This is a genomic window from Nonomuraea sp. NPDC003727 (genome assembly GCF_053586935.1).
Genome location: NZ_JBSFNE010000013.1, coordinates 84,863 through 98,879, shown reverse-complemented (window position 1 = coordinate 98,879; position 14,017 = coordinate 84,863). Strand labels below are relative to the sequence as shown.

Genomic DNA, 14,017 nt, shown 5'->3' with positions numbered 1-14,017 from the left:
AAAGTCTGGATATTTACACCATAGTCAAGGCTGGTCACTACCGTGCCACAAGTTTCTGGAGGATCCCTGGGAACCTTGGGCTCCACGTGCCCGTTGGGCATGCCCCCTCGGCCGCGCTTGTCAGAGCGGCGTAAAGTGGGCGGGCTCGACGATGAAGGCAGGAGGAGTCCCCCCATGACCGCCACCCCCTTCGTGGGCACGCAAGGGGCTGCCGGCTACCTGCGCACCCCGGCGAAAGGGATCGCGACGCTCCGATGGGAGAGCGCGCGGTGGACCGTCGAGGGGGCGCCGCTACCCGAACTCGACACGCTCAGGCCGCTGGCGGGGCTGTCGGTCGAGTGGCCGGCGGCCGAGGAGATCGGGCCGGCCGAACGGCGGGCGGCCGGCGACGGGCTGCTCGCCCTCGCCTGCGCGGGCGTGCCGCTGACCACCGAGCCTTCCGCGCCGGTCCCGTCCTGGGTGCCCGCCGAGCTGGGCGGGCTGCTCGCCGACCGGGCATGGCTCGCCGTACGGCGGGAGCCGGGGCCGCGTTGCGTCGCCGACCTGCGCCGCGAGGAGCACAGCGTGCGGCTGCGCAGGCTCGCGCCCAAGCCCGCGCTCGCGCCCACGGTCAGCGTCGTGATGTCGAGCATGCGGCCGCACCTGCTCGGCTCCGCGCTCGACCAGATCGCCCGGCAGCGCCACGTCCAGGTGGAGGTCCTGCTCGGCCTGCACGGCATCGAGGACCATCCGCTGGCCCGCAGGGCCGTCGAGACCTGCGCGGCGCCGATCCGCGTGGTGTCGGCGGAGGCGGGCGTGCCGTTCGGCGCGCTGCTGAACCGCGCTGCCGCGCACGCCTCCGGCGAATTCATCGCCAAATGGGATGACGACGACTGGTACGGCCCCGAGCATCTTTCCGATCTTCTGCTCGCCAAACGCGCGTCCGGCGCCGACATCGTCGGCACGGCCGCCGAATTCTTCTACCTCGAGCCGCTCAGAACGACGATTCGTCGGACCTCCTACAAGAGCGAGGTGTGGAGCGACTTCGTCGCCGGCGGCACGATCCTGCTCGGCAGGGACGCCTTCCCCGGTTTCGAGCCGCTGACGCGCGGCGTCGACGCGGCGCTGCTGAAGTCGCGGCACGCCGAGGGCGCGCGGATCTACCGCGCCCACGGCCTCGGCTACGTGCTGCGCCGCTCGCTCAGCGAGGGTCACACCTGGCAGCTACCGCTGGCGCACTTCCTCAACGTCGCCCACAACCAGTGGCGCGGCTTCCGGCCCAGTCTGCTCCTGGAAACCACATGATCCCTCCCCGGGTGCGGGGCAACGACTACCGCACGCTCGACGTGCCCGCGCTCGGCTCGTGGACCCCCACCATGAGCGTCAGCGTGGTCATCCCCGCCTACGGCGACCAGGACAAGCTCGATCTGGTCGTCGAGGCGCTCGGCAGGCAGAGCTACCCGCGTGACCTGACCGAGGTCATCGTGGTCGACAACGGCAGCGAGCCCGCCCTGCGCGTCCCGTCGTGGGTCAAGCTCGTCGTCTGCGAGCGGCCGGGCCGGGCCTGCGCGCGCAACGCCGGGCTCGAGGTGGCCTCGGGCGAGGTCGTCCACTGGCTCGACTCCGACGTGGTGCTCACGCCGCGCGCCATCGAGGCCCACATGCGCTGGCACCACGCCGCGCCGTACCTGGTGGTCACCGGCTACATCCGCTTCACCTCCGCGCCCGTGCCCGCGCAGCTGCCCGACGACCTGGAGAAGAGCTTCGAGCCGGCCGAGCCGCACCAGTGGATCGTCGACCTGGTCGAGCGGACCGACGGTCTCACCGCCAATCCCACGCGTCCCTTCAGCCTGCACGTGGGTGGCGCCACCTCCGTCAACGCGCGCCTGATCGCCGCCGCGGGGCCCATGGACGAGGAGCTCATCCTCGGCCAGGACACCGAGATGGGCTACCGGCTGGCCCAGGCGGGCGCGGTGTTCGTGCCGGAGCCGCTGGCCCGCGCCTACCACCTCGGTCCCACGATGCGCATGCGTGACAAGGCGCCCATCGACCGGGTCAGCCACGCCACCGTCGCCGACCGCATCCCCGCCTACCGGTGGCTGCGCTCGCACCCCGGCCGCCAGTGGAAGGTGCCCTTCGTCGAGGCCGTCGTCCACGCCGCCGGTTCCAGCTACGAGGACGTGCGGGCGACCGTGGACGCGCTGCTGGCGGGCACCGTCCCCGACGTGCGGGTGGCGCTGGTCGGGCCGTGGGACACGCTCGAGCGTGACAGGAGGGCGCCGCTCAGGGACCCCTGCCTCGACCTGGTGCTGGTGCGGGGGCACTACGCCTACGAGGGCAGGGTGCGCCTGGTGACCGGCGACGCGGTCGACCCGGCCGTGCCGTACGTGCTGAGAGTGCCGGCCGGGTGGGTGCCGGGCCCCGACTCCCTCGCCCGCCTGATCGAGCTGGCCACGACGGAGGGGCAGGGGCTGGTCGACGTGCTGCTGTCGGAGTCGGCCGCCGGCGTCGTCACCGCCAGGTTCGAACGCGCGGCCGCCTTCGCCAGGGCCGCGATCGTGGCCGGGCCGGAGGAGGACCTCGACGACGCGGTGGACACGGTGTCCGGGGTGCGCTGGGTGGCGGGGGAGACGTACGGGTTCGCCCGGCAGGGCCGCGAGATCCCCGGGCGCGGCAGCGTGTACCGGGCCAGGCTCGACGCGCAGGCGGAGGTCGCGAAGCTGCGCGCCGACGTGGAGCGGCTGCGGGGACAGGTCGAGCGGTGGCGCGAGGAGTCGGGCAAGTGGCGCAGGAACGCGGTGGAGCTGCGGCGCGAGGTCGGCACGCTGCGCCGCCAGCTCGCCGCCGCGGGGCGGATGCAGCGCGGACTGCGCGCCGCGCTGGCCACCTCGCTGCGCCGCGCCCTGCGCAAGAAGGACTGACCCTCTTTTCCCAGGTCAGACGCCCGCTCGTCAGACCCCCAGGACCTGGAGGATCTTGTCGGCGCTCGAGACCACCTTGGCCGTGCCCACCACCGGCGCGACCGCGACGAGCGTCCCCCTGATCTCCTCCAGAGAGACGCCCATCTCACCCGCCGCGCCGACGTTCAGCAGGTAGGACGGCTGCGAGGCGTCCAGCGCGACGAGCGCGGCGATCCGCACGAGGATGTAGGTCTTGGGGTCGAGCCCGGACCGCTCCATCGTGTTGACCGTCATCTGGGTCAGCGTCTCCAGCACGGGCACGTCGCCCCGCGCGAGAGCCTCGAGTCCGTTGGCCGGTTCCCCCATGATCCTCACCTCGTTCGTCTCGTGCTTGTCCAGGTGCACGGGGGGAGGACCTGACGCTCGTTACGAAGCTACCCAGGCGGGAATCGGGACGAACCTGTCAGGCGGGACGCGGCCGGGGCGCCTCAGTTGGGCCGCAGGGCCGACCTGAGACGGCGCAGGAGGGTGCGCTCCTCGGGGGTGTCCGCCGGCGGGGTGGGCACGGGCGCGGGGATCGACACCGGCGCGGGCGGGGCGGGCGCCGGCCAGTAGCGGTCCGGGCCCTCACGCCTGATGCCGTGGGTGGCCTCGATGACCTCGTCGGGGTCGGTACCGGCGGCGGCCAGCAGCCGCGCGCGGCCCAGCGCCGACGTGCGCTCCAGCCGGGCCGTGCGCCCGTCGGGCAGGTCGACGACCAGCACGCCGACCAGGTCCTTCTGCACGGACTCGACCATCCGCTCCAGCGTGGCCCGGTGCAGCGGCACGTCGACGGGACCGACGTAGCGGAACGGCGTCGGCGAAGGCGTCGGCGCGGCCTCGTCGATGAGCCTGACGCGGTCGTCGTGCGCGTACAGCTCGCGCATCACCCTGAGCTCGAAGCAGGCGTCGCCGAGCACCGAACGCCTGCCCTCGTGCAGCCGCGACCACGGCCCGACGAGCGTCACGACCACGTCCTGCAGCTTGCCGTCGAGCGCCGCCGACACGGCCTGCCGTACCGTGGCCTCGCAGGTGTCGGTGACATCCAGGACGATCTCCACGTACGGCACCAGCCACCGCCTGCCCTTGTCCTTGCGCAGGTCACGGCGGAGCGGGATGCGGTGCGCGAGGAACGGCTCGACCACCCGCACCGCCCGTTCCCGGTCGCGGTGCTGCGCGGGCAGCCCCAGGTGGACGGCCCGCGCCTCCATCTCGGGCACGAACACCACGCCGTGCATGGCCAGCCGGTAGGCGAACTCGGTGTCCTCGCCGCGCAAGACGTGCGGGTCGAGGCCGCCCACCGCGTGGAACACCTCCCGGGGCAGGGCGAACGTCGGGCCCGTGCACACGTGGTAGGGATTGCGGCTCTTGCGCAGCCCGTCCGTCTTCTCGATCGTCGCCTCCGTCGAGCTGGGAAGCGCCGACGACAGGTCGAACAGCTCGCCCAGGTCCGTCGCGCGGCGGACCTGCTTCGGCGTCAGGGGCGGGGCCTCGACGAACCTCTTCATCCCGATCGACACCACGTAGTCCGACACGTGGTGCCATCTGGCCATCGCCTCGATGTGCTCGCGGCAGGCCACCATGTCGGCGTCGAGGCGCTGGATGATCTCGCCGTCGGCGGCCTTCACCCCGGTGTTGACCGCGTCGGAGATGCCCCAGCCGTCCGTCACGCGGACGATCCTCGTGTTGACCGGCCGGATCTCCGGCAGCCTGATCGGCGGCTCGCTGCCGTCGTCGACGACCACGACCTCCATGAGGTGCTCGGGATAGCTCTGCCCGGCCAGCGCGGCCAGGACGAGGTCGAGATGCGGGCCGCCGTGGGCGGGGACGACCACGCTCACCGACAGGGAGGGCGACCACGCGCCCAGCCGCGGCGGCGTCAGCGCGGAGTAGTCGTTCTGCCTCATCGCAGTCATGGTGTTTCCAGCCCTCCCCGTCCCCTGTGGGAGACCTTATCCGGGGTTGCTGGGTATTGGCGGAGAAGTCTGTCCAACAAGTGGACGTGCGTTCCGCCGGGCGAGCCGGGTGGCCGTAGACTCTGTGCCCAACACCGCAGGTAGTCGCAGGAGCACATCATGACCAGGGCATGGCGAGGCCTCATCGAGGAATACCGGGACCGGCTGCCGGTGAGCGACAAGACGCCCGTGGTGACGCTTCTCGAAGGCGGCACGCCGCTCGTCCCCGCCCACCGCGTCTCGGCTCTGACCGGCTGCGAGGTCTACCTGAAGGTCGAGGGTGCCAACCCGACCGGCAGCTTCAAGGACCGCGGCATGACCATGGCCATCAGCAAGGCCGTGGAGGAGGGCGCCAAGGCCGTCATCTGCGCCTCGACCGGCAACACCTCCGCCTCGGCCGCCGCCTACGCCGTACGCGGGGGGCTGACCTGCGCGGTGCTCGTGCCGCGCGGCAAGATCGCCATGGGCAAGCTGGCGCAGGCGCTCGTGCACGGCGCGACGCTGCTGCAGGTCGAGGGGTCCTTCGACGACTGCCTCGAGATGACCAGGAAGCTGTCGGAGAACTACCCGATCGCGCTGGTCAACTCGGTCAACCCGTACCGCCTGCAGGGCCAGAAGACGGCCGCCTTCGAGATCGTCGACGCGCTCGGGGCCGCCCCCGACATCCACTGCATCCCCGTGGGCAACGCGGGCAACATCTCCGCCTACTGGATGGGCTACCAGGAGTACGGCACCGCGCCGCGCATGTTCGGCTTCCAGGCCAGCGGCGCCGCGCCCATCGTCAACGGCGCGCCCGTCACCCACCCGCACACCATCGCCACCGCCATCCGCATCGGCAACCCTGCCTCGTGGAAGCTCGCCGAGGCGGCCCGCGACGAGTCCGGCGGGCTCATCCAGGCGGTGACCGACCGGCAGATCGCCGCCGCCTACAAGCTGCTGGCCCAGGAGGAGGGCGTGTTCGTCGAGCTGGCCTCGGCGGCCAGCGTCGCCGGCCTGCTCCACGCCCACGCGCAGGGGCTGGTCGAGCCGGGCCGGCGCATCGTCTGCACGGTCACGGGCAACGGCCTGAAGGACCCCGACTGGGCGATCTCGGGCGCTCCCGCGCCCGTCACCATTCCCATCGACGTCCACGCCGCGGCCTCCGCCCTCGGCCTCGAATGACCTTGTCCTCCCCTACGGCAAGCGGGCCCGGCGCCTCCGTGGTCACGGGGCGCCGTCCGCCGAAGGCGCGCCGCCCAGCAGGACTCCGGCGCCCGCCGTCACGGCGACCCTGAGGAGACGCATGACCGACAGCAGGGTGATCGTCCGGGTTCCGGCGACATCGGCGAACCTGGGTCCCGGGTTCGACTCCCTCGGCCTGGCGCTGAGCCTCTACGACGACATCGAGGCGTCACTGTTCACGCCGCCCAGCGGGCAGCGCGTGGTGGAGGTCTCGGTCGAGGGCGAGGGCTTCGGCGAACTCGACCTCGGTGACGAGCACCTCGTCATCCAGGCCGTGCGCAAGACCTTCGACCGGATGAACGCCCCTCGGCCGGCGGGGATCCGCCTGCACTGTCGCAACCGCATCCCGCACGCCAGGGGGCTCGGCTCGTCGTCGGCGGCCATCTGCGCGGGCATCCTCGCCGCCAGGGCGCTGGCGGGCATGCCGTACACGGCCGAGGACGGCACGGCGCTCGGCTCTGAGCGAACAGCCGACCTGAGCGACGAGGCGGTCTTCGCGCTGGCCACCGAGATGGAGGGGCATCCCGACAACGTGGCCCCCTGCCTGGCGGGCGGGCTCACCGTCGCCTGGAGCGACCACGGTGGAGTTCCGCGTATGGTGAAACTGGTCCCCGACGCGAACATCAGACCTGTGGTGCTGATACCCGCCACGCGGCTGTCCACGGAGACGGCAAGGGGACTGCTACCCAAGGACGTGCCCCACACGGACGCGTCCTTCAACGCGGGGCGGGCCGCACTGCTGATCGCCGCCCTGACCCGGCTGCCCGATCGCGAGCTGCTGCTGGCCGGCACGGAAGATCGTCTCCACCAGGACTATCGCGCGCCTGCCATGCGGCGGACCGCCGATCTGGTGGAACGACTGCGTGCCGTGGGGGTACCCGCCGTCGTTTCGGGAGCAGGTCCCACAATTCTTGCGTTTTCGACACCGGATGCGCAGGATTTGATCGCGCCAGAAGTGGGTAATGACTGGCACATCCAGCAAATGGACGTCGACCACGATGGTGCGAGCGTTCAGTTCCCCGAGACACGCTGATGCCTCTTAGACCTTCAGGGAATAGCCGTGTGCGCTGGTGATGTTAGGCTGGTAGCCGCACCAGATGCCCCCTTGTTGGGTGCGTGCTTGTCAGCCACACATCGCTGCATCATGCTTCACGTCGCGAGGCGTGAGCAGCATGGCTGTCTCCCCGAATCCGTTCGCCCCGTTCGGCCCACAACCGGTCGGCGCGACGCGAGGCGGCGAATCCGGGGAAGTGCGCGTTCGAACCACCTCGACATCTGGCTGGCGACAGCAATCTGGGGGGTTCATTCCACGTGCCACTGTCCTGTGGCGGCCTGGACGAGCCCCTCCCCAACCGTGGCGGCCGTCCTGCGCGGCGGCCGAAGATCGCAAAGTGCACCTCGACCCGGTCTGTCCCGCCGGATCGACAGCACCTCCAGGACGATCGGCTGATCACGGCCGACGCCCGACCCCTGGGAAGGACCCTTAGTTGAGCGACACCACCGAACTCCTCTCCGACGCTTCCGGCTCCGCCGCGAGCGCGTCCGGCGACACCCCCACCCGCGCCCCGGCCAAGCCTCGCGCGCGTCGCTCCGGCACCGGACTGTCCGCGAAGGTGCTGCCCGAGTTGCAGAAGATCGCCGCCGAGCTCGGCATCAGCGGGACCGGGCGGATGCGCAAGAGCGAGCTCATCGCGCGTATCCAGGAGAAGCAGGGAGTCGGCGCCGGTGACAGTGCCCCGGCGCCCGCCGAGACCGCCGCGCCCGCCGAGGCGCAGCCTGTGGCCGAGCGTCCCGCCCGCAGCCGCCGGGAACGTTCCCGCCCTGCGCCGGCCGCCGAGCCCGTGACCGCCGCCGAGCCCGTGGCGGCCCCCGAGCAGCCCGCCGTGGCCGCCGCCGCGCCCGTCGTCGAGCAGCCGCAGCAGCCGGCCGTCGAGCAGGCGGACCAGCAGGCCGAAGGCCGCGCCGAGCGTGGCGAGAGCCGCCGCGAGCGCGGCGAGCGCCGCAGCCGCCGCGAGCGTGGCGAGCGCGGTGACCGCCAGGAGCGTGGCGGCGAGCGCCAGGAGCGTGGCGAGCAGCAGCCGCAGCGCACCGACCGCGGCCAGGACCGTCAGGACCGTGACCGTCAGGACCGTGACCGCCAGGACCGTCAGGACCGTCAGGACCGTTCGCAGGATCGCGTCCAGGACCGTTCGCAGGACCGTTCGCAGGACCAGCGCGGCGGCGGCGATGACGACGAGCGCGGGCGCGGCAGGCGCGGTCGCTTCAGGGAGCGCAACCGCGGCCGCGGCCGTGACCGCTTCGACAGCAACGAGCCCGTGATCGGCGACGACGACGTTCTCATCCCGATCGCCGGCATCCTCGACATCCTCGACAACTACGCCTTCGTCAGGACCAGCGGCTACCTGCCCGGCTCCAACGACGTGTACGTGTCGCTGGCCCAGATCCGCCGCAACGGCCTGCGCAAGGGCGACGTCATCACCGGCGCCGTCCGCCAGCCGCGCGACGGCGAGCGCAGGGAGAAGTTCAACGCCCTGGTCCGCCTCGACACCGTCAACGGCATGGACCCGGAGCAGGCCCGCAACCGGCCCGACTTCAACAAGCTCACCCCGCTCTACCCGCAGGAGCGGCTGCGCCTGGAGACCGAGCCCAACATCCTGACCACGCGGATCATCGACCTCGTGTCGCCGATCGGCAAGGGCCAGCGCGGCCTCATCGTCTCCCCGCCCAAGGCCGGTAAGACGATGGTGCTGCAGTCGATCGCCAACGCGATCACCCGCAACAACCCCGAGTGCCACCTCATGGTCGTCCTCGTCGACGAGCGGCCCGAAGAGGTCACCGACATGCAGCGCTCGGTCAAGGGCGAGGTCATCCACTCGACCTTCGACCGGCCCGCCGAGGACCACACGACCGTCGCCGAGCTGGCCATCGAGCGCGCCAAGCGCCTGGTCGAGCTGGGCCACGACGTGGTCGTCCTGCTCGACTCCATCACCCGCCTCGGCCGCGCCTACAACCTGGCCGCCCCGGCGTCCGGACGCATCCTGTCCGGTGGTGTCGACTCGACCGCGCTCTACCCGCCGAAGCGTTTCTTCGGCGCCGCGCGCAACATCGAGAACGGCGGCTCGCTGACGATCCTCGCCACCGCCCTGGTCGAGACCGGGTCCAAGATGGACGAGGTCATCTTCGAGGAGTTCAAGGGCACCGGCAACATGGAGCTCAAGCTCAACCGCTCCCTGGCCGACAAGCGCATCTTCCCCGCGGTCGACGTCGACGCGTCCGGCACGCGTAAGGAAGAGATCCTCATGGCCAAGGAGGAGCTCCAGATCGTCTGGAAGCTCCGCCGCGTGCTCCACGCACTGGACATGCAGCAGGCGCTCGAGCTGCTTCTGGAGAAGATGAAGGAGACGAAGTCCAACGCGGAGTTCCTCCTTCAGGTCCAGAAGACGACGGTCAGCTCCGACCGCGACTAGCGCGACGTCACGCGAAAGCGCCTCGGGTCTCGCACCCGGGGCGCTTTCGGGCTTCCAGGGCGCGTGCCGGGGATCGGGCCGCGCCGTGCGGACGGTTGCCGCCGGACCGTCCGCTGGGCTCTGCGGTTGCCGGCGGGGGTTCGGGCCCATCGGCCGCCGGACACAGGAAAACGGCCCGCCCCCTGGAAAGTGCCGTGAGGGGAGCGGGCCGTTCGTGCCGATCAGGGACGCCGTTACTTCACGTCCACGTACTCCTGGGCCGACCAGGAGCTGTACGTCTTGCCGGACGCCGGCACCTTGGCGCGCCAGTAACCGTCGTAACGCTGCTTGACCGCCTTGGTGTACTTGCCGGTCGACGTGGCCTTCGCGAAGCCCATGAACTTGTACGACTTGGTGCCCTTCTTCTTGAAGTACACCTCGACGACCTTGCCCGAGTACGCCTTGGTCCCCCGATAGACCTTGCCGTAGATCTTGAAGGCCTTGCCGGTCGTCGCCTTGTTCGGCGCGGTCAGCGTGATCTTCGACTTCGACTTCTTCGACGTTCCGCCGGCCGGCGCGTTGACGGTGAACGAGCCGACGCCCTTGAGGGTCTCGTTGCCGCGGCTCGCGGAGATCTCCAGCGTCCACGCGCCGGGCGCGCTGTCGTCGGTGAAGTAGACGGCGCCGGTGTAGTAGCCGTCGGTGTCGACTTCCAGGCTGCCGAGGTCGTAGTACTCGGAGGTGGTGTCGCTGACCATCTTGGCGCTGACGAGCGTGGCGTCCTTGACGGCGGCGCGGACGGAGACCTTGACCTCCTTGCCCTTGATCAGGTCGACCGGGTTGGGGGTGATGGAGGCGCCGGTGATTCCCTGCTTGGCCGCGACCTTGACGGTGAAGTTGTTCGTGCCGCGAGAGGTCACGATGGTCAGGGTCCAGTCGCCGGACGGGTCGTCCTTGGAGATGGTGAACTTGCCGCTGCCCGGCGCGGAGGCGGGGCGCGGCTGGTTCTCGCCCACGTGGGCGGGCGCGGTGTAGGAGACGTTCAGCGGCCTGGCGCTCTTGCCGGGCGGGGTGATGGCGGCCGAGCCGATCGTCACCTTGTCGGCGTCCGTCGTGGCGGCGGTGCCGGTGCCGAGCGGGTTCGACACCTGGAAGGTGAACGAGACCTCGATCTCCTTGTCAGCGGGCACGTACGCGTTGCCGACGGACACACTGGTGATGTCGTCGGCCACCGCGTGGACCGCCCGCGACACGGATGCGCTGGCCGAGGAGAGGCCGGCACCCCCGACGAGCACAGCCACCCCCGTTGCGGTCGCCAGCAGCAACCGCATCCTTCTTTTCATGTGATGGGGCCCCTTGCATCAGTTTGAAATGTAACAAAAGTTACGGTTTGGACACCGGAGCCTAGTGTGCCTGGTGTGACCCGTCCACAAGATCGGCGGGAATCGCTCGTGGCCTGGGATGGTTCAAGGATCTGGCACACTGGTAGCTGAACCGAAGCGGTACCGGTTCCCGCAGCGCGCGACCGACCGTGTGCGACCGCGCGCAAGCCGTACGGAGCGACCCGGCGACCGCATCTCGAAAGGACAGCCATGAAGCGCGACATCCACCCCGAGTACAACGTGACGCAGGTGACCTGCACCTGCGGCAACTCCTTCACCACGCGCAGCACCGCGAAGAACGGCGTCATCCACGCCGACGTGTGCTCGGCCTGCCACCCGTTCTACACGGGCAAGCAGAAGATCCTCGACACCGGCGGTCGCGTGGCGCGCTTCGAGCAGCGCTTCGGCAAGAAGGCCAGCAAGTAGCTTCCCTCACGCCGGCCCGGAGACGCGCGTCCGCGCTCCCGGGTCGGCGTTCGTGGTGAAGAGGGCGGCGACAAAGCGGAAGAAGGACGCACGGTGAATCTCGACGAACTGCTCGGTGAGTACGCCGAGCTGGAGCAGCAGCTCGCGGACCCCTCCGTGCACGCCGACCAGAACAAGGCCCGCACGCTCGGCAGGCGCTACCGTCAGCTGACGCCCGTCATCGGCACCTACCGGGAGCTCGAGGCCGTCCGCGACGACCTGGCCGCGGCCAAGGAGCTGGCGGCCGAGGACGCCGCCTTCGCCGAGGAGGCCGCCCAACTGGAGGAGCGCGTCCCCAAGCTGGAGGACAAACTCAAGCACCTGCTCATCCCGCGCGATCCCAACGATGACAAGGACATCATCATGGAGATCAAGCAGGGTGAGGGCGGCGAGGAGTCGGCGCTGTTCGCCGGCGACCTGCTGCGGATGTACCTGCGCTACGCCGAACGGGTCGGCTGGAAGACCGAGATCATCGACGCCCAGCACTCCGACCTCGGCGGCTACAAGGACGTCACGATCGCCATCAAGGCCAAGGGCGACGAGGGCGTCTGGTCGCGGCTGAAGTACGAGGGCGGCGTGCACCGCGTGCAGCGGGTGCCGGTCACCGAGTCGCAGGGCCGGATCCACACCAGCGCCACCGGCGTGCTGGTCTACCCCGAGGCCGAAGAGGTCGAGGTCACCATCGACCCCAACGACCTGCGCGTCGACGTCTACCGCTCCAGCGGCCCCGGCGGGCAGAGCGTCAACACCACCGACTCGGCGGTCCGCATCACGCACCTGCCGACGGGCGTGGTCGTCTCCTGCCAGAACGAGAAGAGCCAGCTCCAGAACAAGGAGTCGGCGATGCGCATCCTGCGCGCCAGGCTGCTGGCCGTGGCGCAGGAGGAGGCCGAGGCCGCCGCCCAGGCCGAGCGCAAGTCACAGGTCCGCACGATGGACCGCTCCGAGCGCATCAGGACCTACAACTTCCCCGAGAACCGCATCTCCGACCACCGCGTCGGGTTCAAGGCGTATAACCTCGACCAGGTGCTCGACGGAGAACTGAGCGCTGTCACCCAGGCCCTCATCGACGCCGAAATGGCGGAGAAGCTCGCACAACACTCATGACATTCCTGCTGGACGAGATCGCCCTCGCAACCGCTCGGCTGGCCGAGGCCGGGGTGCCGTCGCCGCGCACTGACGCCGAGGAGATCGCGGCGTTCGTCCACGGCGTGCGCAGGAGCGCGCTCCACACGGTCAAGGACGCCGACTTCGACGCCCTCTTCTGGGAGGGCGTGGCCAGGCGCGAGGCCAGAGAGCCACTGCAGCACATCACCGGCCACGCCTACTTCCGTTACCTGGAGCTGGCGGTCGGCCCCGGCGTCTTCGTGCCGCGCCCCGAGACCGAGGTCGTCGCGGGCTGGGCGATCGAGCGCCTGCGCGAGATGGACGTCGCCGAACCGCTCGTGGTCGATCTCGGCACCGGTTCGGGCGCCATCGCGCTGTCGATCGCGCAGGAGGTGGCGCTCGCCCAGGTGCACGCGGTCGAGGTCGACCCCGACGCGTACGGCTGGGCCAAGCGCAACATCGCCGAGCACGGCCAGGGCCGGGTCCACCTGCACCCCGAGGATCTCGCCGACGCGCTGCCCGAGCTGAACGGCAAGGTCGACCTCGTCATCTCCAACCCGCCCTACATCCCGCCCGGCGCGATCCCGCGCGACCCCGAGGTGCGCGACTACGATCCGGCGCGGGCGCTGTACGGCAGCGGCGCCGACGGCCTCAACGAGGTCAGAGCCGTCGAGCGTACGGCCCGCCGCCTGCTCAGGCCGGGCGGCCTGGTGGCCGTCGAGCACGCCGACGAGCAGGGCCAGGCCGTCTACCGGCTGTTCCCCGAGGACAAGGGCTGGCGCGACGCCCGGCTGCGCCAGGACCTCACCCGCAGGGACCGCTTCGTCACCGCCAAGTTCGGCCAGGAATAGGATGCACGCCGTGGGACGACGTTACGACTGCGCAGACCCCGACCAGCGGGCCGCGGGCCTGACCGACGCGGCTTCGGCCGTACGCAAGGGTGAGCTCGTGGTGCTGCCCACGGACACCGTCTACGGCATCGGCGCCGACGCCTTCACCCCGTCGGCGGTGACCGCGCTGCTCGAGGCCAAGGGCCGGGGGCGCGACATGCCGCCGCCCGTCCTCGTCGGCACCGTACGCGCGGCCAACGCCCTGGTGGAGGACCTCGGCCCGTACGGCCAGGACCTCATCGACGCTTTCTGGCCCGGCCCGCTGACGCTGGTGTGCAAGGCGAACCGGTCGCTGTCGTGGGACCTCGGCGACACCAAGGGCACGGTCGCGCTCCGGATGCCGCTTCACCCGGTCGCGCTCGACCTGCTGAAGGAGACCGGGCCGATGGCCGTCTCCAGCGCCAACCGGTCCGGCGCGCCCGCCGCGACGACCGCGAGCGACGCCGAGCAGCAGCTCGGCGACTCGGTGACGGTCTACCTGGACGGCGGCGCGTGCGCCGACAACACGCCGTCGACGATCATCGACCTGACCACGGCGGTGCCCCGCCTGCTCAGGAAGGGCGCCATCCCGGTGGAGAAGCTGCGCGGCATCGTGGGCTACGTCGCCACCGACGATTGATGCCGTCTGTTTAT

At 70.7% G+C, this 14,017-nt stretch carries 12 protein-coding genes; 9 read left to right on the top strand and 3 right to left on the bottom strand.

The genetic code is table 11. From position 1 onward, the window contains the following. The first annotated feature begins 174 nt into the window (after positions 1-174). Both ACWDLG_RS30955 and ACWDLG_RS30950 read left to right on the top strand, forming a co-directional pair. The gene (locus ACWDLG_RS30955) at positions 175-1,284 is read left to right on the top strand and encodes a glycosyltransferase family 2 protein (protein WP_449926671.1); all 1,110 of its coding nucleotides are present in this window, start codon (positions 175-177) and stop codon (positions 1,282-1,284) included. Continuing rightward, entirely contained in the window at positions 1,281-2,900 is a 1,620-nt protein-coding gene (locus tag ACWDLG_RS30950) for a glycosyltransferase (protein ID WP_449926668.1), read from the top strand. Before ACWDLG_RS30955 ends, ACWDLG_RS30950 begins: the two co-directional genes overlap by 4 nt. Positions 2,901-2,930: 30 nt before the next feature. Here ACWDLG_RS30950 and ACWDLG_RS30945 read toward each other — a convergent pair whose 3' ends face one another. Together ACWDLG_RS30945 and ACWDLG_RS30940 are read right to left on the bottom strand one after the other, a co-directional pair. Then, positions 2,931-3,284: a carboxymuconolactone decarboxylase family protein gene (locus ACWDLG_RS30945; RefSeq protein WP_354917196.1), complete on the bottom strand. Its 354-nt coding sequence runs from the start codon at positions 3,282-3,284 to the stop codon at positions 2,931-2,933. A gap of 83 nt (positions 3,285-3,367) precedes the next feature. After that, positions 3,368-4,825, bottom strand: a complete 1,458-nt coding sequence (locus ACWDLG_RS30940; protein WP_449926665.1) for a glycosyltransferase — start codon at positions 4,823-4,825, stop codon at positions 3,368-3,370. Between the two features lie 168 nt (positions 4,826-4,993). On the opposite strand from ACWDLG_RS30940, the gene thrC reads away from it, so the two are divergent. From thrC to rho, 3 genes are all read left to right on the top strand, one after another. Further along, on the top strand, positions 4,994-6,034 hold the full coding sequence (thrC, locus tag ACWDLG_RS30935) for a threonine synthase (protein ID WP_449926662.1): 1,041 nt from the start codon (positions 4,994-4,996) through the stop codon (positions 6,032-6,034). Positions 6,035-6,155: 121 nt separating this feature from the next. Further along, a complete protein-coding gene (thrB, locus tag ACWDLG_RS30930; protein ID WP_449926659.1) occupies positions 6,156-7,127 on the top strand; it encodes a homoserine kinase in 972 nt (323 codons plus the stop codon). A gap of 454 nt (positions 7,128-7,581) precedes the next feature. Beyond that, positions 7,582-9,561 (top strand): transcription termination factor Rho, encoded by a 1,980-nt coding sequence (gene rho / locus ACWDLG_RS30925; protein WP_449926656.1) that lies wholly within the window; start codon positions 7,582-7,584, stop codon positions 9,559-9,561. 233 nt (positions 9,562-9,794) lie between these two features. Here rho and ACWDLG_RS30920 read toward each other — a convergent pair whose 3' ends face one another. Beyond that, complete coding sequence (locus ACWDLG_RS30920) at positions 9,795-10,883, bottom strand: hypothetical protein (protein ID WP_449926653.1); 1,089 nt, start codon at positions 10,881-10,883, stop codon at positions 9,795-9,797. A gap of 249 nt (positions 10,884-11,132) precedes the next feature. Here ACWDLG_RS30920 and rpmE point away from each other — a divergent pair, with 249 nt between their 5' ends. The 4 genes from rpmE to ACWDLG_RS30900 all read left to right on the top strand — a co-directional run bounded on the left by rpmE (position 11,133) and on the right by ACWDLG_RS30900 (position 14,003). Continuing rightward, complete coding sequence (rpmE, locus tag ACWDLG_RS30915; protein ID WP_354917212.1) at positions 11,133-11,348, top strand: 50S ribosomal protein L31; 216 nt, start codon at positions 11,133-11,135, stop codon at positions 11,346-11,348. A gap of 93 nt (positions 11,349-11,441) precedes the next feature. Beyond that, complete coding sequence (gene prfA, locus ACWDLG_RS30910) at positions 11,442-12,494, top strand: peptide chain release factor 1 (protein WP_449926650.1); 1,053 nt, start codon at positions 11,442-11,444, stop codon at positions 12,492-12,494. Next, complete coding sequence (gene prmC / locus ACWDLG_RS30905) at positions 12,491-13,345, top strand: peptide chain release factor N(5)-glutamine methyltransferase (protein ID WP_354917218.1); 855 nt, start codon at positions 12,491-12,493, stop codon at positions 13,343-13,345. The genes prfA and prmC overlap by 4 nt, the downstream gene beginning before the upstream one ends. Positions 13,346-13,355: 10 nt before the next feature. Beyond that, the gene (locus ACWDLG_RS30900; protein WP_354917221.1) at positions 13,356-14,003 is read left to right on the top strand and encodes an L-threonylcarbamoyladenylate synthase; all 648 of its coding nucleotides are present in this window, start codon (positions 13,356-13,358) and stop codon (positions 14,001-14,003) included. Positions 14,004-14,017 lie beyond the last annotated feature (14 nt).

Bases quoted from the DNA above. Each gene is read 5' to 3' on its own strand.
- ACWDLG_RS30955 (WP_449926671.1), top strand. From the start codon at position 175: ATGACCGCCACCCCCTTCGTGGGCACGCAAGGGGCTGCCGGCTACCTG.
- ACWDLG_RS30950 (WP_449926668.1), top strand. From the start codon at position 1,281: ATGATCCCTCCCCGGGTGCGGGGCAACGACTACCGCACGCTCGACGTG.
- ACWDLG_RS30940 (WP_449926665.1), bottom strand. From the start codon at position 4,825: ATGAGGCAGAACGACTACTCCGCGCTGACGCCGCCGCGGCTGGGCGCG.
- thrC (WP_449926662.1), top strand. From the start codon at position 4,994: ATGACCAGGGCATGGCGAGGCCTCATCGAGGAATACCGGGACCGGCTG.
- thrB (WP_449926659.1), top strand. From the start codon at position 6,156: ATGACCGACAGCAGGGTGATCGTCCGGGTTCCGGCGACATCGGCGAAC.
- ACWDLG_RS30920 (WP_449926653.1), bottom strand. From the start codon at position 10,883: ATGAAAAGAAGGATGCGGTTGCTGCTGGCGACCGCAACGGGGGTGGCT.
- rpmE (WP_354917212.1), top strand. From the start codon at position 11,133: ATGAAGCGCGACATCCACCCCGAGTACAACGTGACGCAGGTGACCTGC.
- prmC (WP_354917218.1), top strand. From the start codon at position 12,491: ATGACATTCCTGCTGGACGAGATCGCCCTCGCAACCGCTCGGCTGGCC.